This window comes from Bradyrhizobium sp. SZCCHNS2022 (assembly GCF_032377575.1).
Classification (GTDB): domain Bacteria; phylum Pseudomonadota; class Alphaproteobacteria; order Rhizobiales; family Xanthobacteraceae; genus Bradyrhizobium; species Bradyrhizobium aeschynomenes.
The window spans coordinates 1,300,021-1,322,283 of the sequence record NZ_JAUHHZ010000001.1 but is presented as its reverse complement, the minus strand read 5'-3'; the positions used below and the strand labels follow the sequence as shown (position 1 = coordinate 1,322,283).

Annotated in this window: 17 protein-coding genes; 6 read left to right on the top strand and 11 right to left on the bottom strand. The window is 66.0% G+C overall.

The annotated features are described in order from the left end of the window. Positions 1–10 precede the first annotated feature (10 nt). The 4 genes from QXZ94_RS05835 to QXZ94_RS05820 form a co-directional block, all read right to left on the bottom strand. Positions 11–1,087 (bottom strand): enoyl-CoA hydratase/isomerase family protein, encoded by a 1,077-nt coding sequence (locus QXZ94_RS05835; RefSeq protein WP_315719600.1) that lies wholly within the window; start codon positions 1,085–1,087, stop codon positions 11–13. Then, positions 1,084–2,229 carry an isobutyryl-CoA dehydrogenase gene (locus tag QXZ94_RS05830; protein ID WP_315719599.1) on the bottom strand — a complete coding sequence of 382 codons (1,146 nt, stop codon included), beginning with the start codon at positions 2,227–2,229 and terminating at the stop codon, positions 1,084–1,086. The genes QXZ94_RS05835 and QXZ94_RS05830 overlap by 4 nt, the downstream gene beginning before the upstream one ends. 169 nt (positions 2,230–2,398) lie before the next feature. After that, on the bottom strand, positions 2,399–3,895 hold the full coding sequence (locus QXZ94_RS05825) for a CoA-acylating methylmalonate-semialdehyde dehydrogenase (protein ID WP_315719598.1): 1,497 nt from the start codon (positions 3,893–3,895) through the stop codon (positions 2,399–2,401). A gap of 164 nt (positions 3,896–4,059) precedes the next feature. Further along, positions 4,060–4,716, bottom strand: a complete 657-nt coding sequence (locus tag QXZ94_RS05820; protein ID WP_315719597.1) for a TetR/AcrR family transcriptional regulator — start codon at positions 4,714–4,716, stop codon at positions 4,060–4,062. Between the two features lie 151 nt (positions 4,717–4,867). Here QXZ94_RS05820 and QXZ94_RS05815 point away from each other — a divergent pair, with 151 nt between their 5' ends. The 3 genes from QXZ94_RS05815 (at position 4,868) to QXZ94_RS05805 (ending at position 8,336) form a co-directional block, all read left to right on the top strand. After that, positions 4,868–5,638: an enoyl-CoA hydratase gene (locus QXZ94_RS05815; RefSeq protein WP_315719596.1), complete on the top strand. Its 771-nt coding sequence runs from the start codon at positions 4,868–4,870 to the stop codon at positions 5,636–5,638. Positions 5,639–5,778: 140 nt separating this feature from the next. Further along, positions 5,779–6,966: an acetyl-CoA C-acyltransferase gene (locus tag QXZ94_RS05810; protein ID WP_315719595.1), complete on the top strand. Its 1,188-nt coding sequence runs from the start codon at positions 5,779–5,781 to the stop codon at positions 6,964–6,966. A gap of 86 nt (positions 6,967–7,052) precedes the next feature. Further along, the gene (locus tag QXZ94_RS05805; protein WP_315719594.1) at positions 7,053–8,336 is read left to right on the top strand and encodes an MFS transporter; all 1,284 of its coding nucleotides are present in this window, start codon (positions 7,053–7,055) and stop codon (positions 8,334–8,336) included. A 2-nt stretch (positions 8,337–8,338) separates the two neighbouring features. On the opposite strand, the gene QXZ94_RS05800 is transcribed toward QXZ94_RS05805, so the two are convergent. Both QXZ94_RS05800 and QXZ94_RS05795 read right to left on the bottom strand, forming a co-directional pair. Beyond that, positions 8,339–9,898, bottom strand: a complete 1,560-nt coding sequence (locus QXZ94_RS05800) for an acyl-CoA carboxylase subunit beta (protein WP_315719593.1) — start codon at positions 9,896–9,898, stop codon at positions 8,339–8,341. After that, on the bottom strand, positions 9,828–10,811 hold the full coding sequence (locus tag QXZ94_RS05795) for an IclR family transcriptional regulator (protein ID WP_315719592.1): 984 nt from the start codon (positions 10,809–10,811) through the stop codon (positions 9,828–9,830). Before QXZ94_RS05795 ends, QXZ94_RS05800 begins: the two co-directional genes overlap by 71 nt. 370 nt (positions 10,812–11,181) lie before the next feature. On the opposite strand from QXZ94_RS05795, the gene glsA reads away from it, so the two are divergent. Further along, positions 11,182–13,044, top strand: a complete 1,863-nt coding sequence (glsA, locus tag QXZ94_RS05790) for a glutaminase A (RefSeq protein ID WP_315719591.1) — start codon at positions 11,182–11,184, stop codon at positions 13,042–13,044. A gap of 658 nt (positions 13,045–13,702) precedes the next feature. On the opposite strand, the gene QXZ94_RS05785 is transcribed toward glsA, so the two are convergent. The 4 genes from QXZ94_RS05785 to QXZ94_RS05770 all read right to left on the bottom strand — a co-directional run bounded on the left by QXZ94_RS05785 (position 13,703) and on the right by QXZ94_RS05770 (position 17,774). Next, on the bottom strand, positions 13,703–14,059 hold the full coding sequence (locus QXZ94_RS05785; protein ID WP_315719590.1) for a Zn-ribbon domain-containing OB-fold protein: 357 nt from the start codon (positions 14,057–14,059) through the stop codon (positions 13,703–13,705). Continuing rightward, positions 14,056–15,192, bottom strand: a complete 1,137-nt coding sequence (locus tag QXZ94_RS05780; protein WP_315719589.1) for a thiolase family protein — start codon at positions 15,190–15,192, stop codon at positions 14,056–14,058. The genes QXZ94_RS05785 and QXZ94_RS05780 overlap by 4 nt, the downstream gene beginning before the upstream one ends. Positions 15,193–15,394: 202 nt before the next feature. Beyond that, the gene (locus tag QXZ94_RS05775) at positions 15,395–16,561 is read right to left on the bottom strand and encodes an acyl-CoA dehydrogenase family protein (protein ID WP_315719588.1); all 1,167 of its coding nucleotides are present in this window, start codon (positions 16,559–16,561) and stop codon (positions 15,395–15,397) included. A 4-nt stretch (positions 16,562–16,565) separates the two neighbouring features. Further along, positions 16,566–17,774 carry a CoA transferase gene (locus tag QXZ94_RS05770; RefSeq protein ID WP_315719587.1) on the bottom strand — a complete coding sequence of 403 codons (1,209 nt, stop codon included), beginning with the start codon at positions 17,772–17,774 and terminating at the stop codon, positions 16,566–16,568. A 264-nt stretch (positions 17,775–18,038) separates the two neighbouring features. Between QXZ94_RS05770 and QXZ94_RS05765 the strand changes: the two genes are divergently transcribed. Continuing rightward, positions 18,039–18,464 (top strand): GFA family protein, encoded by a 426-nt coding sequence (locus tag QXZ94_RS05765; RefSeq protein ID WP_315719586.1) that lies wholly within the window; start codon positions 18,039–18,041, stop codon positions 18,462–18,464. 927 nt (positions 18,465–19,391) lie between these two features. Here the strand turns inward: QXZ94_RS05765 and ybaL are convergent. Continuing rightward, positions 19,392–21,134 (bottom strand): YbaL family putative K(+) efflux transporter, encoded by a 1,743-nt coding sequence (ybaL, locus tag QXZ94_RS05760; RefSeq protein WP_315719585.1) that lies wholly within the window; start codon positions 21,132–21,134, stop codon positions 19,392–19,394. Positions 21,135–21,298: 164 nt separating this feature from the next. Here ybaL and QXZ94_RS05755 point away from each other — a divergent pair, with 164 nt between their 5' ends. Further along, entirely contained in the window at positions 21,299–21,862 is a 564-nt protein-coding gene (locus QXZ94_RS05755) for a DinB family protein (protein WP_315719584.1), read from the top strand. Positions 21,863–22,263 lie beyond the last annotated feature (401 nt).

The window sequence follows — 22,263 nt, the reverse complement described above, 5'->3', positions numbered from 1 at the left end:
CGACTGCTTGTTATCTCGTTTGCGGAAATGTCAGCTCGTCGGCCCCGATCTCGGCGAGATACGGCGCCAGCATCTCCGGCGTCACCTGATCGACATCCGGCGGCGACCATTTTGGATTGCGATCCTTGTCGATGATCGCGGCGCGCACACCTTCGCGAAAATCGTCGCTGCGGAAGACTTCGAGCGCCGCGCGATACTCGCGCACCAGACACTCCTGCAACGATGTCGCTCCGCGCGCCAGCCGCAGCAGCTTGAGCGTCACCACCATGCCGCGCGGCGACTTCTCTTTCAACGTCTTCAGAGTCGACGACGCAAGCTCGGAGCCATCGGCTTCCAGCGCCGCAAAGATATCGTGCATGTTATCGTGGGCGAACCATGCATCGATCTTCGCCTGCCGCGCAGCGACAGGTCCGGCGGCCTCACCCGCGGCAAAGCCTGCGATCAGCCGATCGATCTCGACCGAGAGCGTGCCCGGCCTGACCTTGGTCAGGACCTCACGCAGCGCCGGCCATTTCTCCGTTGGCACCACGGCGTCCGCAAAGCGCGCGTGGATCGCGTCGGGACCATTCATGGTCTGCCCGGTCAAACCGAAATAGGCGCCGAGTTCGCCCGGCGCGCGCGCCAATAGCCAGGTGCCGCCGACGTCTGGAAAGAAACCGAGGCCGACCTCGGGCATCGCGAGCTTGGTCTTCTCGGTGACGATGCGATGCCGGCCATGCGCCGACAGGCCGACGCCGCCACCCATGACGAGGCCATCCATGTACGCGATATAGGGCTTCGGGAACGCCGCAATGCGCGCGTTCATGATGTATTCCTGGCGCCAAAACACTTTTCCGAGGTCGCCATTCACCTTCGAGCTCTCATAGAGCCCGCGAATGTCGCCGCCAGCGCAAAGCCCACGCTCGCCCGCACCTTCGAGCACCACCACCGCGACGGCAGGATCGGCCTCGAATTGATCGAGCGCCGCGTCGATGCCCATCGACATCTCCAGCGTCATCGCGTTGATCGCCTTCGGGCGATTCAGCCGGATGATGCCCGCCGAGCCTTCGCGCCGGACGATCAGATCGCCTTCGATGACGTCGCTCATCGCGCGCCCTCGATCAGCTTGCGCGACACGATCAGGCGCATGATCTCGTTGGTGCCTTCGAGAATCTGGTGCACGCGCAGATCACGGACGATCTTCTCGATGCCGTATTCGCTGAGGTAGCCGTAGCCGCCATGCAGCTGCAGCGCCTGGTTGGCCACCTCGAAGCCGACATCGGTGCCGAAGCGCTTGGCCATCGCGCACAGCATGGTCGCATCCGGATCCTTCCGATCGAGCGCCGCCGCCGCTCGCCACAGGAACGTCCGCGCCGCCTCGAGTTCAATCGCCATGTCGGCGATGCGGAATTGCAGCGCCTGGAATTCATCGAGCCGCTTGCCGAACGCCTTGCGCTCCCTGGTGTAGGCCAGCGTCTTGTCGAGCGCCGCCTGCGCGCCGCCGAGCGAGCACGCCGCAATGTTGAGGCGGCCGCCGTCGAGCCCGGCCATCGCGATCTTGAATCCGATACCCTCCTCGCCGAGCCGGTTCGCCACGGGCACACGCGCATTCTCGAAGATCACGGCGCGGGTCGGCTGCGCATTCCAGCCCATCTTTCGCTCGTTGGCGCCGAACGACACGCCGGGGGTCTTGGCATCGATCACCAGGGTCGAGATGCCTCCGGGACCATCGGCTCCCGTGCGCACCATCGCGACGAGAATGTCGGTCGCGCCGGCGCCGGAGATGAACTGCTTCTGGCCGTTGAGCACGTAGTCGTCGCCGTCACGCACCGCGCGGGTGCGCAGCGCGGCGGCGTCCGAGCCGGCACCCGGCTCGGTCAGGCAATAGCTCGCGATCAGGTCCATCGGACAGAGCTTCGGCAGGTACGCCTGGCGCTGGGCCTCGGTGCCGAACGTGTCGATCATCCACGACGCCATGTTGTGGATCGAGATGAAGGCGGACACCGTCGGGCAGCCTGTCGCCAGCGCCTCGAAGATCAGCGCGGCATCAAGCCGGGAAAGACCGGAGCCGCCGACATCGTCGCGGATGTAGATGCCGCCCATGCCGAGGCTTGCGGCCTCGCGCATCACATCGACCGGAAAATGCTTCTCCTCGTCCCAGCGCAGCGCATGCGGGGCGATCTTCTCGGCTGCAAACGCGCGCGCCATGTCGCGCACCGCGATCTGATCCTCATCGAGAGCGAACTGCATTCGTTCTCCGCGTTTCCAAGTTTTTGTTCGTTGACGTGTCCTCGGCCCTCGTCATTGCGAGGAGCGAAGCGACGAAGCAATCCAGACTTATGGACGACGCCCTGGGTTGGGTTGCGTCGCTTCGCCCGCAATGACGAAAATGGGAGCCGTCATCGGCTCCCATATGTCGTCACTTCATCAGCGGGATCGAGAATTCCGCGCCTTCCTTGACGCCGGACGGCCAGCGCGAGGTGACGGTCTTGGTCTTGGTGTAGAAGCGGATCGAATCCGGGCCGTGCTGGTTGAGATCGCCGAAGCCCGACTTCTTCCAGCCGCCGAAGGTGTAGTAGGCGATCGGCACCGGGATCGGCACGTTGATGCCGACCATGCCGACATTGACCTTGGCCGCGAAGTCGCGCGCGGCGTCACCGTCGCGGGTGAAGATCGCAACGCCGTTGCCGTAGTCGTGATCCGACGGCAGCGCCAGCGCCTCGGCGTAATCCTTGGCGCGCACGACCGATAGGACGGGGCCGAAGATCTCTTCCTTGTAGATCCGCATCTCCTTGGTGACGTTGTCGAACAGGCAGCCGCCCATGTAGAAGCCGTTCTCGTAGCCCTGCATCTTGAAGCCGCGGCCGTCGACCGCGAGCGTCGCGCCTTCCTTGACGCCGATGTCGACATAGTTCTTCACGCGCTCGACCGCCTCGCGGGTCACCAACGGGCCGAAATCGGCCGACGGATCAACCGAGGTGCCGATCTTCAGGGCTTCGACGCGCGGGATCAGCTTGTCCATCAGCCGATCCGCAGTGGTCTTGCCGACGGGCACCGCGACCGAGACCGCCATGCAGCGCTCGCCGGCCGAGCCGTAGCCGGCGCCGATCAGCGCATCGACCGCCTGGTCGAGGTCGGCGTCAGGCATGATGATAGCGTGGTTCTTGGCGCCGCCGAAGCACTGGCAGCGCTTGCCGTGGGCAGCGGCGCGCTCATAGATGTACTGCGCGATCGGCGACGAGCCGACGAAGCCCACCGCCATGATATCGGGATCCTCCAGGATGGCGTCGACCGCCTCCTTGTCGCCGTTGACGACGTTGAGGATGCCCGGCGGCAGGCCGGCCTCGATCATCAGCTCGGCGAGCTTCATCGGCACGCCCGGGTCACGCTCGCTCGGCTTGAGGATGAAGGCATTGCCGCAGGCGATGGCGGGGGCGAACTTCCACATCGGAATCATCGCCGGGAAATTGAACGGCGTGATGCCGGCAACGACACCGAGCGGCTGACGCATCGAATAGATGTCGATGCCGGGACCGGCGCCCTCGGTGTATTCGCCCTTCATCAGGTGCGGAATGCCGCAGGCGAACTCGACCACTTCGAGGCCGCGCTGGATGTCGCCCTTGGCGTCCGGAATGGTCTTGCCGTGCTCGCGTGCCAGCAGCTCGGCGAGCTGGTCGTAGTCGCGCTGGGCGAGTTCCAAAAACTTCATCATCACGCGGGCCCGTCGCTGCGGGTTGGTCGCGGCCCAGGCCGGCTGCGCGGCCTTGGCATTCTCCACGGCGGCCCGGAGCTCGGCGCGCGAGGCCAAGGCGACCTTCGCCTGGACGTCACCGGTCATCGGCTCGAAGACGTCGGCCGTCCGTCCAGACGTGCCCTTGACCTCTTTGCCGCCAATGAAATGACCGATCGAACGCATGGGTATCCTCCGCAAGGGGTAAGCAGTGCCGATTTGGCCGGCATCTTGCAGTCTTTGCGGCGTTTGGGAAGGGTCTAAGCGCTGACCGGCGCTGCGAAAATGCCGCCCCTTCGCTTCCCCGTCAAACGCGCGCTCGGACGCGGCGCCCCCCGCGGGCCACAGGCTCAGCGCTTCGCGGACGCCGGCTTTTTTGCCGCCTTCTTCGCCGCCCCCCGCGCCGGCGGCTTGCCGGCCGGCGCACCGTCCGTGGCGATCGCCAGAGCCACCTCGCGTCCGGAGTTCAGGATCTCGTCGGATAATTGGCCGCTCCCGGTGACCCGCGCCATGACGATGGTCCCCATCAAGGTCGCGAGCATCGCGGAGGCCCGCTTGCGCGCGGTCTTGCGCGGCACGTCGATGATGTAATCGGCGAACAGGTCGATCAGCTCTTCCAGCTTCGCTGCGAAAGCCTTGCGCGTCCTGGCGCTCTCGCGCGCGATCTCGGCGCCGAGCGCCGGCACCGCGCAGCCATGGCCAGGATCATCGCGATGCTCGGGCGACAGGTAGCCGTCGACGATCGCGGCGAGCCGCTTCTGTGGCGGCAGCTCTTCCAACAGTTTGCGCCAGCGCTCGACCGAACGGTCGATCGCATAGCCGAACGCCTCGACGACCAGCGCCTCGCGCGATTCGAAATGGGCGTAGAAGCCGCCATGGGTGAGCCCGGCCTCCTTCATCAGATCGGCAACACCGACCCCGTGAGCGCCCTTCTCCCGCAGCCGCACCGACGCCTTGCGCACGATTCGCGCGTGGGTTTCCGCCTTGTGTTCCGGAGAGTAGCGCATTGCCGTCCCATTGAATGTCTGAGGTCATACAATAGCAGCTCTGCGCCCTGCTCGCTGCAGCTATTTGATGAATTCGAGTTGATCTAAATCAACTTCGCTGGCCTGATTTATTCCCGCGACTTTCACGCCCAACAACCCGACGAGGCCGGCCATGGACATGCTCAATTCTCACTGCGGCGTGAGTCGCGACGCCCGCGGCGTGGTCCGGCTGACGATCTGCCATGCCGGCGCGCTGAACATTCTCGGCTCGGCGGCCATCCTTGGCATACAAGCCGGACTGCAATCACTCGCCTCCGACGCCAGCATTCGCGCGCTCGTGCTGGCGGGAGAAAGTGAGAAGAGCATGATCGGCGGCGCCGACATCAAGGAGATGGCGACGCTCGATCAAGCCTCGGCAGAGGCGTTCATCTCGCGCCTGGCCGGACTATGCGAGGCGGTTCGGAACTTTCCAGTGCCCGTGATCGCGCGAATGCCGGGCTGGTGCCTCGGCGGTGGCCTGGAAGTCGCGGCAGCCTGTGACATCCGAGTTGCCTCCCATGACGCCAGATTCGGCATGCCCGAGGTGCGCGTCGGCATCCCCTCGGTCATTCATGCCGCGTTGCTGCCACGGTTGATCGGCTGGGGCCGCACGCGATGGCTGGTGATGACAGCCGAGACGATCGATGCGCCGACCGCGCTCGCCTGGGGACTCGCCGACTTGGTTGCGGCCGAAGGAGAGCTCGATAACGCGGTCGAGAAGGTCATTGCATCGCTGCTCGCCTGCGGTCCCGAAGCATTGCGGGCGCAGAAGGCCCTGCTGCGGCAATGGGAGGATCTGCCGCTGAAGGAGTCGATCGAGGTGTCGATCGGCGCCTTCGGACGATCGTTCCTGACCGACGAGCCCAAGCGGCTGATGCAGCACTTCATCGATCGCAAGCGCTAGGGCGCAATTTTCGCAAAGTTTCCGACTGCAACCCCCGGGCAATGTCGCGTCGTCTTCGGAAGATGTTGAGAGAACTTGCCGGGGTTTTCTTTTCCATGGCGACATTATATGATGATGATAATCCAATCAGGGAGCCAGCCATGGCATCGTCCGATCCCGTCGTCATCTTGTCCGCCGCCCGCACGCCCCTCGGCCGCTTCATGGGCGAGTTGTCGCCGCTCAGCGCGCACCGACTCGGCGCGCACGTGATCAACGCCGCGCTGGAACGGGCGGCCGTCTCCGCTGACGCGGTGCAGGAGGTGTTGATGGGCAATGTGCTGCCGGCCGGTCAGGGCCAGGCCCCGGCTCGCCAAGCCGCGCGCGGCGCCGGCCTGCCCGATGCGACCGGCGCCACGACCATCAACAAGGTCTGCGGCTCCGGGATGAAGGCGACGATGCTGGCGCACGATATCATCCGGGCCGGCTCGGCCGAGATCGTCGTGTCCGGCGGCATGGAGAGCATGAGTAATGCGCCCTATCTGCTGGCCAAGGCGCGCGGCGGCTATCGCGCCGGCCACGACCGCATTCTCGACCACATGATGCTGGACGGGCTGGAGGACGCCTACGACACCGGCCGCTCCATGGGCGACTTTGGTGAGGCCACCGCCGAAGCCTATCAGTTCACCCGTGCCGATCAGGACGCCTACGCTGTCGAGACGCTGACGCGCGCCCGCAAGGCAGTCGAGAGCGGCGCGTTCGCGGCCGAGATCGCACCGATCACGCTGACGGAAAGATCCGGCCCGCGGCTGGTCACCCATGACGAGCATCCGCTCAAGGTCGATCCTGCCAAGATTCCGGCACTGAAGCCGGCCTTCCGCAAGGACGGCACGATCACGCCGGCGGCGTCCTCCGCCAATGCCGACGGCGCCGCGGCGCTCGTGCTTACGGCACGATCACGCGCCGAGCGCGACGGCCTTCCCGTGATCGCCGAGATCAAGGGGCACGCGACCCACAGCCAGGAGCCGCAATGGTTCACGACGGCGCCGATCCCGGCGATCCGTAAGCTGCTCGACAAGGTCGGCTGGCGCGTCGAGGACGTCGATTTGTTCGAGATCAACGAGGCGTTCGCGGTCGTCGCGATGGCCGCGCAGCGCGACCTCGGCATTCCCCGCGACAAGCTGAACGTCAATGGCGGCGCCTGCGCGCTCGGCCATCCCATCGGCGCCACCGGCGCGCGGCTGATCGTGACGCTGCTGCATGCGATGCAGGCCCGTGGCCTGAAACGCGGTATCGCCGCGCTGTGCATCGGCGGCGGCGAGGCAACGGCGATCGCGGTGGAGCGGCCGTGATGTCCTGAAACGAGGGAACTTTGCCATTTATGTCACGTGCGCCGTCTGCCAGACTTGACGCCGTTTCCTAGCCTCACGAGAACCGCATGATCTCCAATCAGCTCGCCGCAGCCCTCGGACGGCGCAACATCCACTATGGCTGGGTGATGGTCGCCGTCACCTTCTTCACGGCGCTGGTCTCGGCCGGCACGGTGGGGGCGCCCGGCGTGTTCATCGTGCCCTTGCAGCACGAGTTCGGCTGGAGCACCGCGGAGATCTCCTCGGCGCTGTCGATCCGCTTCGTGCTGTTCGGGCTGATGGCGCCGTTCGCGGCCGCCCTGCTCAACCGCTACGGCCTGCGCAACATCACCTTGCTGGCGCAGCTGATCGTGGTCTCGGCGCTGCTCGCATCGCTGGCGATGACCCAGGTCTGGCACCTCGTGTTGCTGTGGGGCGTCGTGATCGGGCTGGGCACCGGCATGACCGCGCTGGTGCTCGGCGCGACCATCGCCACGCGGTGGTTCGTGGCGCGGCGCGGCCTCGTCGTCGGCATCCTCACCGCCAGCGTCGCCACCGGGCAGCTGGTGTTCCTGCCGCTGCTCGCCAGCCTCACCGAACGGCTCGGCTGGCGCACGGCGCTGGCGCTGGTCTGCCTCGCGCTCGGCGTCTCCGCGACCGCCGTGCTGCTCTTGATGCGCGACCGGCCAAGCGATCTCGGTCTGCGCCCATTCGGCGACAACGGCACCGATCCGATCGCGGCGCCCGCCCCTGTGACCACGCCGATCCTCGCCGCCGCGCTCGGCACCCTGCGCGATGCGGTGCGGGTGCCGGTGTTCTGGATGCTGTTCGCGACCTTCTTCATCTGCGGCGCCTCGACCAACGGCCTGGTCCAGGTGCACCTGATCCCCATGTGCCTCGACTTCGGCATCCCGCAGGTCCAGGCGGCAAGCCTGCTCGCCGCGATGGGCATGTTCGACTTCGTCGGCACCATCGTGTCGGGCTGGCTGTCGGACCGCTACGACAATCGCTGGCTGTTGTTCTGGTACTACGGCCTGCGCGGACTCTCGCTGCTGTTCCTGCCGTTCACCGACTTCTCGTTCTATGGCCTGTCGCTGTTCGCGATGTTTTACGGCCTCGACTGGATCGCGACCGTGCCGCCGACAGTGCGGCTGACGGCGCAGCGGTTCGGGCCGGAGCGCGCCAATCTGGTGTTCGGCTGGGTGTTTGCCGGACATCAGCTCGGCGCCGGCACCGCAGCCTTCGGCGCCGGCCTGTCGCGCACGCTGCTGCAGAGCTACCTGCCGGCGTTCTTCATCGCCGGTGCGCTCTGCATCATCGCGGCGCTGCTTGCGCTCGCCATCGCGCGGCAGGCGAAGCCTGCCGCGGCGTAATATCACGGCCGCGTCGTCATCGCGGTCGGCGGGCCCGGCGTGCGCAACGGCTCGGCGAGGCGCGCGAACTCGCACAGCAGCGCGCGCGTCTTGCGGGGGTCGATGATCTCCTCGACCCAGAACTTCTCGGCCGAGCGGAACGGCGAGCGCAGCTTGGTCAGCCGCTCCTCGATCTCCTTCAGCTTGGCCTTGGGATCCGGCGCGGCATCGATCTCGGCGCGATAGGCCGCCTCGATGCCGCCTTCGAGCGGCAGCGAGCCCCAATGGGCCGACGGCCAGGCATAGCGCATCGAGAACCGGTCGGCCGGCTGATGCACGACGCCGGCGACGCCGAAATTGTTGCGCACGATCACCGTGCACCACGGCACCGTCGACTGGTTGACTGCCGCCATCGCGCGCACGCCATGGCGAATGGTCGCCGCCTTCTCGGCGTCGAGTCCGACCATGAAGCCGGGGCAATCCATCAGATAGACGATCGGCAGATGGAAGGTCTCGGCGAAGTCGACCCAGCGGATCACCTTCTGGCAGGCATCCGCGGTCCATGACCCACCGAAGTGATAGGGATCGCTGGCCAGCACCATCACCGCACGGCCTTCGAGCCGCGCGAGACCGACGATGAGCGGACGGCCGTAGTTCTGCGCCACCTCGAAGAACGAGCCGCTGTCGACGACGGATTCGATGATCGGCCGCATCTTGTAGACGCGGCGGCGATCGCGCGGCACGGCGCTGATCAGCTGCTCGTCGGTGCGCTGCGGATCGTCGGTGCAGGGCAAGGTCGGCGGCAGCTCGTAGACCGAGGACGGCAGATAGGACAGAAAACGCCGCGCGCAGGCGAAGGCTTCCGCCTCGGTGTCGACGGCATGGTCGACCCCGCCGGCCTTGGTCTGGATGTCGGCGCCGCCGAGCTCCATCTTGCCGAGGTCCTGGCCGAGCCGCTTCACCACCGGCGGGCCGGCGACGAACATCGCCGACTGCCGCGTCATCACCGAATAGTGGCTCGCCGCCAGCCGTGCCGCGCCCAGCCCCGCGACCGAGCCGAGACCCAGCCCGACCACCGGCACCAGCGACATGTTCTCGGTCGTGTAGCGATACCAGCGATTGCCGCCGATGCCGCCGGGCAGATTGGCAGCGCCCTTGGTCTCGATCGTCTTGACCGAGCCGCCGCCGCCGGAGCCCTCGATGATGCGGATGATCGGCAGACGGAAATCGTGCGCCATCTCCTCGGCCATCAGCGGCTTCGCCGCGATCGACGCGTCGGCCGAGCCGCCGCGCACGGTGAAATCGTCACCGACCACGACGACCGTGCGGCCGTCGACGCGTGCGCGCCCGAACACGCAATTGGCGGGCGTCACATGCTTCAGCTCGCCCTGCTCGTCATATTCGCCGAGACCGGCGACCGCGCCGATCTCGTGGAAGCTGCCGGGATCGACGACGCCGTCGATGCGCTCGCGAACGGTGAGGCGGCCCTGGTCGTGCTGACGCTTGACCTTGTCAGGCCCGCCCATCTCCCGCGCGAAGGCCTCGCGCCGGGCCAATTCCTCGAGCTCCGGCTGCCAACTCATTCGTTCCCCCTGCCCCGGTGATGGTCTTCTTATGATTGGTCTTCGCCGTCACAGGAAGCGGCTTCCTTTCCATCCGGCTGTTGAAGACATCGGCTTCCGCGCCTTGCAGCAGGGCCGCGATGTTGCGGCCGAGTTCGCGCATCGGCTGAGCGACCTCGTCGTGCAGACGCTGCTCGTCATACATCGCCGACAGCAGGCCGATCGTCAGCACGACGTTGGTCTGGTACTGCGGCGACCACACCGGCAGCGCCAGGCCGTTGATATGAGGGCTCCAGAGGCCGCAGGCCACCACGTAGCCATGCTCCTTCAGGAACTGCCTGTTGTGCTCGAGCCGCGGCCGCAAGAGACTCGCCGCATCCGGCATCTCGCGCTCCATCTCGGCGAGCAGCGCGTCGCCGATCTCCGGCTCGAGCGCAGCGACATACGCATGCCCCGCGGCCGTCGAGGCCATGGAGATGCGGCTGCCAGTGGTCTCGTGCAGGCCGAGCGCATTCGCAGCGCGGCCGAACTCCAGATAGACCAGATGAAACTGATCGGGGATGACGAAGCCGACGGTGCCCGGCAATTGCTCGGCGACGTCCTGCAGACGCTGGCGGATCAGGTTGCGCAGCTGAAGCCCGCGAGTCATCGAGGTGCTCATCGCAACCGCGCTCGGGCCGATGCGGTACTTCTGATCGCGCGGCAGATAGACCAGCTGGCCCATGCGCGTCAGTGTGTGCGTCAGCCGCGACACCGTCGACCGCGGCAGGCCGCAGCGGTTCGAGATTTCGAGATTGCCGAGCCGCGAATCGTGCCCCTCGAAACAGCGAAGCACGTCGAACGCTCGCGACACCACCTGAATGACCTCACCTTCCCCGGCGAGATCTCCGGGCAGCATGCCCGCCCTGCTCAATCGCTCAGACCGTCGTCCCATGCGTTTCCCACCAATTCCGTCCTGCGGAATGATATTCCGCTTATCGAACAAGCTAGCGCAGCAATTTTGCCGTCACAACCATAGACCCTCTCTAAAAGCTGCTGTTCTTCAGCGTGTTGGCACAAGACGCGGAATCGCGGTGCAATCTGCACTGGCATGCCAACCATGGCGGTGATGGCAGTTCCGAAGCGCGGCACTGCGGTGCTCCGGCAGCTCGCTCGCCAGCTCCGATGGCGCGGGCCCATGCCACCGCTTCGCCCAATCGGTGAGCAGCAACAGCATTTGACCAGCATTGCGACAAGTGTGGGCTGGCTGCCCCGGCCCGGCTACGACATAACCGGCTCCAGATCTTGTTCCCGCCGAGCTGCCCATGACCACCCGACACCCGAGGCCCATCCAGAACCCGCAGAATTGGGCATCCGCGGCGATGCCGCCCCTGCAGCGCTTCCTGTCGGCCTGCCACGCCGACTTCTGGTCCGACCACGACGGCGCGGTCGCCAACTACATCCCGGAGCTCGGCAAGGCTGATCCGGCGCATTTCGGCATCAGCCTCGCCACGCTCGACGGTCACGTCTACGAGGTCGGCGACAGCCGCGTGCCGTTCACCATCCAGTCCATGTCGAAGCCATTCGTGTTCGCGCTCGCGCTGGATATTCTTGGCTCGGACGCGGTCGAGCGCGTCATCGGTGTGGAACCGTCCGGCGACCCCTTCAATTCGATCCGGCTGAACGCCGACAATCATCCGTTCAATGCCATGGTCAATGCCGGCGCCATCACCTGCAGCGGCCTGCTCCGGCAGGCGCGGCAGGCGGACGCCTTCGACACCATCCGTGATGCGCTCGGCCGCTTTGCCGGACGCAAGCTCGACGTCGACGATGCGGTGTTCGCCTCTGAATCCGCGACCGGCGATCGCAATCGCGCCATCGCCTACCTGCTGCGCACCTCTGACGTCATCAAGGAATCCGTCGACGACGTGCTCGCGGTCTACTTCCGGCAATGCGCCGTGCTGGTCACTGCGCGCGACTGCGCGATCATGGCGGCGACGCTCGCCAATCGCGGCGTCAACCCCGTCACCGGCCAGCAGGTGGTGACGCCCTATGCGGTGTCGCGGACGCTCTCGGTGATGACATCCTCGGGCATGTACGACTTCGCCGGCGAATGGATCTACCGCGTCGGCATTCCCGCCAAGAGCGGCGTCGGCGGCGGCATCCTCGCGAGCCTGCCGGCGCGCCTCGGACTGGGCAGCTACTCGCCGCGGCTCGACGGCCATGGCAACAGCGTGCGCGGCATCAAGGTGTGCGAGGCGCTGTCGGCGCATTACGGCCTGCACATGCTGAACCGCTCCGACGATGCGCGCACCACGATCATCGCCGACTACGACATCGGCGCCAATCCGTCGCGACGCAGCCGCCGCGCCCAGGAGCGCGATATCCTGGCCGCACATCCCGATGCCGTGCGCGTGCTCGAGCTGGTCGGAACGCTGTCGCTCTCGAATGTCGACTATGTCTCGCGGCAGCTCGCCGCCAGCGCGCGCCCGCAATTCGTGATCTTCGACCTGCACCGCGTCACCGCGATGACACAAGCGGGCCTGCGCCTGCTCGCCGAGTTGTTTCACGAGCTGGCCGATTTCCACGTGACCGTCGTGCTGTCCGGGATCCGGCGCTCGTCGCCGGAATGGCAGGAGATCACCGCGCGCACCGGTGACATCAGGAACGTGCGTGACTTCTACCTGCTCGACACCGCGATCGAATGGGCCGAGGACCAGATCGTCTACCGCTACGGCGGCGCGATCGACTTTCTGGAAACCACCGAGCTCGCCGAGCAGCCGCTGCTTGCAGGGATCGGCGAAGAGGAGCGCCATGAGCTCGCGGCGCTGGCGATCATCCGGCATTATCAGCAGGGCGAGCGCATTCTCAGCTCCGGCGAGCCGGCACACGCGCTGTTCTTCCTGCGCTCCGGCGTCGTCCACGTCACGCTGTCCGACGGCATCCGGCTGGCGACGCTCACCGCGGGCCAATGCTTCGGCGAGATGGCGCTGCTGGACCCGGTGCGCTCCGCCGACGTGACCGCCGATTTCTCGGCCACCGCCTTCGAGATCACGCTTGCGGATTTCGAGCGTTTCCGCGTGCGGCATCCGAAAGCGGGCGAGCGCATCATGCGCAATCTGGCGCAATTGCTGGCGGAGCGTCTCACGATCGCCAATGCGAGGCTCAATCTGCTCGCTGCCGACTAAGCCGGTCATCGAAGCGTCGCATGTAGAAGATGCAAACAAATACTCAAGGTTGCAATTCACAGCATTTGATAGCTTCGGTACTACATTTCTCATCACTCGTATTTGTACGGTCTCGCCCAAACGTTACCGGAACACGGTCGCAGGACAACCATAAGCGAGCCCAATTCGCGCCGCATTGCCCGACGATGTTCTGAACCGTCGATGAACGCCGAGTGGGGACTCGCAAAGCGAACGTCGAAGTGGGGTGTTCCGAGTAAAATTCCAGCCGCCGTCGCGTGTGTATTTGCGCAACGGAGAGTCGTGTCCAGTCCAGGGAGGAAACGGCATGAAGGAAGCCACTAAGAGGGCGACATCGGAAGCACTCGCGCACATGCTGGCGGTGACCTCGATGATCGTCATCGCCAGCGTCCTGTTCTACGGGCGATGAAGGGCTGTCTGGAGGTTCTGCGTCGCAGTTTCTTCATCGCCCGTAGGTAGGATTGTGGGCTTGATTGCTCACGCGAACGACCGAGTTGAGTTGCGTTTGAGTTAGTAGGCGTAGCGTACCAGTATTGCGTCAATCGCGCGGCGATCCGGGTCGGGACGAATTTGTATGGCGTATCGTCCCGCCTCGGCCGCCCGCGGCCCGCGTCTCCCGACGTCGCGCGGCCACACATTCTCATTCCCTCTTTCCGAAATATGGCACCGTGCCACCCGCAAAGGCCGTGAAGCGCGCCGCGACGGCGTCGCCGATCGTCAGATCGTGGTCGCCATGGGCCATCATGCGAAAGCCCTCGCGCATGTCCACCAGCACGATGTTGTAGGGCACATGCGCGCGGGTCTCCGGGGTCGCGGCACGGCAGACCAGCGACGTCGCGTAGACGGTGCCCTCCCCGCTCGCGGTGTGGTCGGTGAGCGCCAGCGAGCCGCAGGCCGCGCAGAAGTCTCGGCGGAAATACTGCACATGGGCGCAGCAAGCGCAGCGCTGATAGCGAATCGCCGCCACGCCTTTGGTCCAATCGTCTCCTTCCCTCATCGCACCCGCTCCCAGAACATGCTGACATGGGACGACAGCACGCCGCCATCGCCGTGCAGAAGCGTCAGCGCGGCCTCCCGCACCTGGCGGCGTCCCGCCCGCCCCGTCATCTGCAGATGCGCCTCGTTGAGATGCGCCATGGCGCCGCCGACGCCGCAGTGGCCGTAGCTCAGCAGACCGCCATGCGTGTTGAGCGGGACGGCGCCGTCGCGGCTGAAATGCCCCGCTTTGATTCGCGACGCCGCCTCGCCGCGGCCGGCAAGACCGAGATCCTCGAGCAGCATGCACAGCGTGATGGTGAAGCTGTCATAGACCGCGGCATAGTCGACATCCGCGATCGCGACACCGGCAGCGGCCTTGGCTTTCTCGATCGCGATCTCCGCCCCGAGCTTGCTCAGAGCCGGAGCCGCGGTGACATGCTGATGCGTGTGCGCCTGGGCGCAGCCGCGCACGCTGATCGCAATCGATCCGGTCGGCTCGCGGCTGACGATGATGGCTGCGCCACCGTCGGACACCGGACAGCAGTCGAGCAGCTTCAGCGGCTTTGCGACCAGCTTCGACGCCATCACGTCGGCAACCGTGATGGGCTCATGAAACTGCGCGCCAGGATGACCCAGTGCGTGCGTGCGCATCAGCACCGCAAATTCGGCAAGGTCCTCCTCGGTGACGCCGTACTCGTGCATGTAGCGCGAGGCGACGAGGCCGTAATAAGCGGGGATGGTCGGACCGAGCGGCAGCTCGTAGTCGGGACGACCGACCTGCGCCAGCGCCTGGATCGAGGCGTCGCGGCTCTGGCCGGTCAGGCGGTTCTCACCGGCGACGACGAGCATATTCTCGACGACGCCTGCCTCGACCAGGTGATGCGCGAGCATCACCATCGCGAGCCCCGTGGCGCCGCCGACCTGCACCGCGTGGGCATAGGACGGAGTGATGCCGAAATGCTCGGCGAACACGGTCGCGAGCATGATGTGCGGCGACACCGTCGAATAGCCGCACAGGATGCCGTCGATGTCATCACGCGTCAGCTCGGCGTCATCGAGCGCAAGCTGCGCCGCCATGCTCATCAGGTCGAGCGACGAGCGGCCATCGTGGCGGCCGAACGAGGTCAGGCCGGTGCCGGTGATGTAGGTCATCGCGCCACGTGCTCCGTCATTCCGGGGCATCGCGCAGCGATGAGCCCGGAATCCATAGCCACCGGATGCTGTGTGAGGCACAGACGTGGTTGGCATCCCGCCTCACGACATCGCCCTGGGGTTATGGATTCCGGGCTCGCCCTTCGGGCGCCCCGGAATGACGTAGGGAGGGAGTGCGGGCATGTCATCGTCAAACTCGTCTTCAGTACGATTTCGGCATCCCGAGGACCTTCTCGGCAATGAAGGACAGGATCAGTTGCGGGCTGATTGGGGCAATACGGGGGATCAGGGATTCACGCAGGTAACGCTCGACGTGATACTCGCGCGCATAGCCGAAGCCGCCATGCGTCATCACGGCCTGCTCGCAGGCGTGGAAGCCGGCTTCTGCCGCGAGATATTTCGCGGCGTTGGCGGCCGGGCCGCAGGCCATGCCCTGGTCGTATTGCCAGCCGGCCTGCAACACCATCAGCCACGCAGCTTCCAACTCCATCCAGTTCGTCGCCAGCGGATGCTGGATGCCCTGGTTCTGACCGATCGGCCGGTTGAAGACGTTGCGCGTCCGCGCATAGGCCGAGGCACGCGACAGCGCAAGATGGCCGAGCCCGACGGCTTCCGCGGCGATCAGGATGCGCTCGGGGTTCATGCCGTGCAGGATGTAGTCGAAGCCTCGCCCCTCCTCGCCGAGGCGGTCCTCGACCGGGATCTCGAAGTCCTCGAAGAACAGCTCGTTGGAGTCGACCGGCTTGCGGCCCATCTTCTCGATCTCGTGCACCTTGATGCGACTGCGGTCGAAATCCGTGTAGAACAGGCTGAGCCCATGGGTCGGGCGCTTGACCTCCTCGAGCGGCGTGGTGCGCGCCAGCAGCAGGATCTTTTCGGCGACCTGCGCGGTCGAGATCCACACCTTCTGGCCGTTGACGACGTAGCGGTCGCCCTTGCGCACGGCGCGGGTTTTCAACTGCGTGGTGTTGAGGCCGGTGTTCGGCTCGGTGACTGCAAAGCACGCTTTCTCAGTGCCGTCGACGATGCCGGGCAGCATCCGCGCGCACTGCTCCTTGGTGCCGAACACGACGACGGGATTGAGACCAAACACGTTCATGTGGATCGCCGAAGCGCCGCTCATGCCCGCGCCCGACTCTGCAATCGTGCGCATCATGATCGCGGCATCGAGGATGCCGAGGCCGGAGCCGCCATACTCCTCGGGTATGCAGATGCCGAGCCAGCCGGCGTCCGCCAGGGCCTTGTGGAAGTCGGCAGGGAAGCCGCCTTCCTTGTCCTTCTTCAGCCAATACGCGTCGTCGAAATCGGCGCAAATTTTTGCCACCGCATCGCGGATGGATTCCTGGTTGGCGGAGAGCGCGAAATCCATCTGCTCACTCCTTTGCCGCTGGAGGGGGCATCGTCACACCGTCGCGGATCATCGCGGCGATCTCGTCCGTCGAGAAGCCGAGCTCGCGCAGGATCTCCTCCCCGTGCTCGTTCGGCCGCCCCGCCAGATGCTGCGGCTCGGCCCTGGTCTCGGACCAGGTCGCGGAGACGCGGGTGCTGCGGATCGGGCCTTCGGTCGGATGCTGCACGACGGGAAAGAAATCGGTCGCGACGAGGTGCGGATCGTGCAGCAGGCTTTCGAGATCGTGCATCGGCATGACCGGGATGTCGGCCCTGTCGAGCAGCGCGGTCCATTCCGCCGTGGTGCGGGTCTGAAAGATGCGCGCCAACTCGGCGTAGACGACATCGATGTTGGCGGCGCGCCGGGCGAAGCTGTTGAAGCGGTCATCGGCGCGGAGGTCGGTGCGGCCGGACGCCTCGAAGAACGCCTCCCATTGCTTGTCGTTGTAGACGATGACGCAGATATGGCCGTCGGCGGTCTTGTAGGGCCGGCGGTCCTGCGACAGGTGCCGCGCATATCCGCCCTTGTCCAGCGGCGGCTCGTAGGTCAGCCCACCCATGTGGTCGCCCATGATGAAGGCCGACATGGTCTCGAACATCGGCACGTCCAGGCGCTGGCCGCGGCCGGTGCGGTCGCGATGCACGAGGCTGGCGCAGATCGCGCCGACGGCGGTGAGTCCCACGATGCGGTCGACCAGCGCGTTCGGCACATAGCGCGGCGTGCCGTCGCCGGCCACCGCCATCAGGTGCGACAGCGCCGCTCCGCCCTGGATCAGGTCGTCATAGGCGGGCTTGGCCGCATAGGGGCCGTTCTGTCCGAAGCCGAACACGCCGGCATAGACCAGCCGCGGATTGAGCGCGGAGATCACGTCGTAGCCGAGGTTCAGCCGCGCCATCGCCTGCGGGCGAATGTTGTAGAGCAGCACGTCGGCGTCCTTGACCATGCGCAGAACCGCCTCGCGGCCGGCCGGCTTCTTCAGGTCGAGGCAGATCACGCGCTTGCTGCGGTTGGTGTTGAGGGTCACCGGCCCCATGCCGGGATGACGCCAGGGGCCGATCTTGCGGGTGACGTCGCCCTCCGGCGATTCCACCTTGATGACATCGGCGCCGTAGTCGCCGAGCGTCTGGGCGGCATACGGCCCCATCAGCACGGTGGTCATGTCGATGACCTTGATGCCCGCAAGCGGTCCCATCGCGGCGTCGGCTCCCTGGTTCGTTGTTATGGACAGAGCTAACGGCACAGTCGGTTCCGGAGCAAGCGGGTGTGCGCGTATGGGGCCATGCGCGCGAGCGCGCTGTCGCAACATTCCGCCGCGCGGATCACGGTCGCACGCGGGCCGTTGCATCGCACCAGATGTTCCGTGCCATCAGCTCCATTCTGCGATTCCCTTTCGCCGCCAAGCTGTGTCAGCATGTCCGTCCAACATCCAAGAACACCAGTGAGGGAGAACGCTGTCATGACGCTGTATCAGGGCAAATGCTTCTGCGGCACGGTCGAGCTCGAAGCCGACGGCGAGCCGGAGGCGATGGGCTATTGCCACTGCTCGTCCTGCCGCTCGTGGTCGGCGGGCCCGGTCAACGCCTTCACCTTGTGGAAGCCCGCCAACGTGCGCGTGACCAAGGGCGCGGAAGCGATCGGCACCTATCACAATACCGACATGAGCCACCGCAAATACTGCACCAAATGCGGCGGTCACCTGATGACCGACCACCCGCCGCTCGGCATGATCGACGTCTATGCCGCGACCATCCCGACCTTGAAGTTCACGCCCGGCGTGCACGTCAACTACGCGGAAAGCGTTTTGCCGATCAAGGACGGGCTGCCGAAGCTGAAGGATTTTCCAGCCGAGTTCGGCGGCTCCGGCGAGATGATGCCGGAGTGAGTCAAGGTCCGCGTGCAACAGATGCGCAAGCATCACCGGCCTCGCGACAGGATCTGTCCGAGCTTTGCTGATCCGACCGCCCTCTCTTGAAACAGAGGGCGCAGGGAAGGCCGGGTGCCGACTGGCACCCGTGGCCCCCGTGCGAAAGAAAAGCACGGGGAGAGAACCACAGGTTCAGCCGGACCGACCCGGCCTTCCCTGCGCGGTGGTTTTCACGCTTACTTCGCGCTCTCCTCGGTGCACCGGCTTTTGGCCACCGTCGCCCTCGGGATCATCATGCCCCTCAGGCTTGGCATCAGCGTCGGGATGCCGGGACCACGCGACTTCGCGTCCGCGCCATGCCGTTCGTCCGCGCAGACAAGCTACGCTGCGACACGTCGCGGCCACCGCCTCCCTGCCTCAACGTTCGTGACGATCGCGAAGCGCCCCTCGTGGCGAAGCAGGATGACGGCAGCAAAGCATGATTTCTGAAAAATGGAAACAGGATTATTTTTTGCGGCAGGACTGGACAGGGCAAATCGGCTTGATCCCGCAGGCGAATTCTAGCTGCCGGCGCAGGCTCCGAACCGCTTGTCGCAGGGATCGCAGCGCGTCTTCGGACGATGACGCCTCGCCCAAAGACCCGACCATGCGAAGGTCGAGGCCTCGCCCTTCGAGACGCCCGCCCTGCGGGCGGGCTCCTCAGGGTGAGGGGCGAAACCGGTCTGGCAAAGCGGCAAGCACCAATCGGTTCAGGCGTCCGCCTTCTGTCTATGAGCACGCCGCCCATGGTTCGGGCGCCGCGATGATTTCCGAGCTGCCCCCTCATGGTGAGGAGCGCCGCGGGCACGGCGAGCTGACCGAGACGAGCCGCTCATGGAGCGGCGCGTCTCGAACCATGAGGCCACGGCCGTGTCAGACATCCAACCACGGAGCCGAACGATCCGCTCACGCCTGCACGCCTTCCCCCGCCCGCTGTGGCACAAGCTCCGGTGCCGGATCAGGCGGCCGCGTATCCAGTTCCTCGATCATGCCGCGGGCGATCTCGCGCTCGCCCATGATGACCATGTCGGCGCCGAGCGATTTCAGATGCTCGACTTCGGCGTCCGAATGCGCGCGCGCCACGATGTGCAGAGCGGGGTTGGCGGCGCGGGCCTGCTCGACGATCTGGCCGGCCTCGAACGCCTCTGGGATGGCGATCACCAGCGCATGGGCAGCCGACGGGTTGGTCGCGCGCAGCACGTTGCTGCGGGCGGCGTTGCCGGTGATGGTCTCGATGCCGGCATCCTTGAGCTGTCTGAGGATGTCCTCGGACGTCTCGACCGCAAGGAAGGCGTGGCCGCGCTGCTGCAGCGCCTCGCCGACGAGGCGACCGACGCGGCCGTAGCCGACGACGATGGTGTGCTCCGTCAGTCCCGTCACCGGCACCTCCTTCGGCGGCACCGCAGCCGGCGTGGCCGGATCGGCACGGCGGCGCTCCAGCCGCGGCAGCAGCCAGTCGAGCGCGGCGAACATCAGCGGGTTGAGCATGATCGAGATGATGGCGCCGGCCAGGATCAGGTCGCGGCCAGCCTTCGGCAGCAGGTTGGTGGCGCCGCCGATCTCGGCGAGGATGAAGGAGAACTCGCCGATCTGCGCCAGACTCGCCGAGATCGTCAGCGCGGTCGAGACCGGATGGCGGAATGCGACCACGATCAGGAAGGCGGCCAGCGACTTGCCGAACATGATGATGAACAGCGTTGCGAGCAACGGCCAGGGCTCGCGGATGATGCTCGCCGGATCGAACAGCATGCCGGCGGAGACGAAGAACAGCACCGCGAAGGCATCGCGCAGCGGCAACGATTCCTGCGCAGCGCGCTGGCTCAATGGGGACTCGCCGAGCATCATGCCGGCGAAGAAGGCGCCGAGCGCCAGCGACACCCCGAACAGCTTCGTCGAGCCGAACGCGACGCCGAGCGCGATCGCGAGCACCGCCAGACGAAACAGCTCGCGCGAGCCGGTGTGGGCGATGTAGTGCAGGATCCACGGGATCAGGCGGCGGCCGACCAGCAGCATCACCGCCATGAACACGCCGATCTTGGCGAAGGTCAGCAGCAGCACGCCGGTCAAGCCCAGGCCGAAGCGGGCGGCGAGCGGATCGGCGGCGGCGACGTCGCCATTGCCGGTCTGCAGGCTGGCAAAGGCGGGGATCAGCACCAGCGCCAGGACCATCGCGAGGTCCTCGACGATCAGCCAGCCGACCGCGATGCGGCCGCGCTCGGTGTCCATCAGCCGCCGCTCCTGCAAGGCGCGCAGCAGCACCACGGTGCTGGCCACCGACAGCGCGAGACCGAAGACGAGGCCGCCGCCGATCGACCAGCCCATCGCCCAGCTCAGCGCCATGCCCATCAGGGTGGCGACGGTGATCTGCACGACCGCGCCGGGCACGGCGATGGCGCGCGCCGACATCAGGTCCTTCAGCGAGAAATGCAGGCCGACGCCGAACATCAGGAGGATGATGCCGAGCTCGGCGAGCTCGGTCGCCAGCGCCTGGTCGGCGACGAAGCCGGGCGTGAACGGGCCTACGGCAACGCCGGCGAGGAGATAGCCGACCAGCGGGGGAAAGCGGAACCGCTGCGCGAGGGCTCCGAAGACGAAGGCCAATCCGAGGCCGGCGACGATGGTCGCGATGAGGGGTGTGTCGTGCGGCATCTGAACTTGTTGCACGGGAGGCCAAATGATGCACCGCGACCAATTGTGGCAGAGTTCCGTCACGCGCATGGGGATGATGCGGGGAAGCGCGCGGAAATCGGTGGTGAAGGGCGCGATCCGTTCCGTATGATCGGCGACGAGCCATCACGGGGTGATCAGACGCAATGCCCGCCGATCTCGTCCAGACTTTTCGTGCCTTCGCTTACAACAACGCCTGGGCCAATCACCGGCTGCTGAGCGCCTGCGGCCAGCTCAGCGCCGAGGAGTTCGCGGCCGAGCGCACCGGCTTCTTCCCGAGCCTGCAGAAGACGCTCAACCACATCTACATCATCGACCTCTTTTACGTCGACGCGCTGGAAGGCGGCTGGCTCGGCCCGATGGCCTGGCAGGACCAGGTGCCGTTCCCGCGCCTCGCCGATCTCGTGAAAGCGCAGAGCGCGATGGACCGCCGGCTGATCGGCTTCTGCGAGGCGCTGACGCCGGCGCGGCTCGATGACACCGTGCGCATCAACCGCGAGACCCGCGTGCAGAACGAGCGCTGCGACCGCCTGCTGCTGCATCTGTTCCAGCACGACATCCACCACCGCGGCCAGGCGCATGCGATGCTGTCGAGTACATCGGTCAAACCGCCGCAGCTGGATGAGTTCTTTCCGGCCGATGATGCCGGCTTGCGGACGAAGGATTTCGCCGAGCTGGGGTTCAGCGAGGAGAAGGTTTGGCGGAGCTGAACAAGGTGCGAAAGGCGGCAGCGAGCACGAGCTGAACGTTGGGACCGAAGCCTCACCCCGCGATCATTCCGGGACGCGCGCAGCAGCAGGCCGACCCATGTCGGCCTGCTGTCGGAGTGCGAGCTCGGAATCCATAGCCACCACCTGCCGTGAGGATCGAGCTGGCAGTGGCGCTATTCTTCATCCCACGCCCGCTCGTGGTTATGGATTCCGGGCTCATTCGCGCTGTTTCAAAAATGGCTGCGCCATTTTTGCGCGCGAATGCCCCGGAATGACGAGGAGGAGAGATGAGCGGGCGAGCCGATACGCCATCTGGAAGGACGCACCACCGTCATTGACAGGAGCGAAACGACGCAATCCAGAGCCGAGTGCTTGGCCCTGGATCGCTTTCGCTGCGCTCG

Bases quoted from the DNA above. Each gene is read 5' to 3' on its own strand.
- QXZ94_RS05830 (WP_315719599.1), bottom strand. From the start codon at position 2,229: ATGCAGTTCGCTCTCGATGAGGATCAGATCGCGGTGCGCGACATGGCG.
- ybaL (WP_315719585.1), bottom strand. From the start codon at position 21,134: ATGCCGCACGACACACCCCTCATCGCGACCATCGTCGCCGGCCTCGGA.
- QXZ94_RS05795 (WP_315719592.1), bottom strand. From the start codon at position 10,811: ATGGGACGACGGTCTGAGCGATTGAGCAGGGCGGGCATGCTGCCCGGA.
- QXZ94_RS05835 (WP_315719600.1), bottom strand. From the start codon at position 1,087: ATGAGCGACGTCATCGAAGGCGATCTGATCGTCCGGCGCGAAGGCTCG.
- glsA (WP_315719591.1), top strand. From the start codon at position 11,182: ATGACCACCCGACACCCGAGGCCCATCCAGAACCCGCAGAATTGGGCA.
- QXZ94_RS05805 (WP_315719594.1), top strand. From the start codon at position 7,053: ATGATCTCCAATCAGCTCGCCGCAGCCCTCGGACGGCGCAACATCCAC.
- QXZ94_RS05810 (WP_315719595.1), top strand. From the start codon at position 5,779: ATGGCATCGTCCGATCCCGTCGTCATCTTGTCCGCCGCCCGCACGCCC.
- QXZ94_RS05780 (WP_315719589.1), bottom strand. From the start codon at position 15,192: ATGACCTACATCACCGGCACCGGCCTGACCTCGTTCGGCCGCCACGAT.
- QXZ94_RS05825 (WP_315719598.1), bottom strand. From the start codon at position 3,895: ATGCGTTCGATCGGTCATTTCATTGGCGGCAAAGAGGTCAAGGGCACG.
- QXZ94_RS05820 (WP_315719597.1), bottom strand. From the start codon at position 4,716: ATGCGCTACTCTCCGGAACACAAGGCGGAAACCCACGCGCGAATCGTG.
- QXZ94_RS05800 (WP_315719593.1), bottom strand. From the start codon at position 9,898: ATGAGTTGGCAGCCGGAGCTCGAGGAATTGGCCCGGCGCGAGGCCTTC.
- QXZ94_RS05775 (WP_315719588.1), bottom strand. From the start codon at position 16,561: ATGGATTTCGCGCTCTCCGCCAACCAGGAATCCATCCGCGATGCGGTG.
- QXZ94_RS05785 (WP_315719590.1), bottom strand. From the start codon at position 14,059: ATGAGGGAAGGAGACGATTGGACCAAAGGCGTGGCGGCGATTCGCTAT.
- QXZ94_RS05770 (WP_315719587.1), bottom strand. From the start codon at position 17,774: ATGGGACCGCTTGCGGGCATCAAGGTCATCGACATGACCACCGTGCTG.
- QXZ94_RS05755 (WP_315719584.1), top strand. From the start codon at position 21,299: ATGCCCGCCGATCTCGTCCAGACTTTTCGTGCCTTCGCTTACAACAAC.
- QXZ94_RS05815 (WP_315719596.1), top strand. From the start codon at position 4,868: ATGGACATGCTCAATTCTCACTGCGGCGTGAGTCGCGACGCCCGCGGC.
- QXZ94_RS05765 (WP_315719586.1), top strand. From the start codon at position 18,039: ATGACGCTGTATCAGGGCAAATGCTTCTGCGGCACGGTCGAGCTCGAA.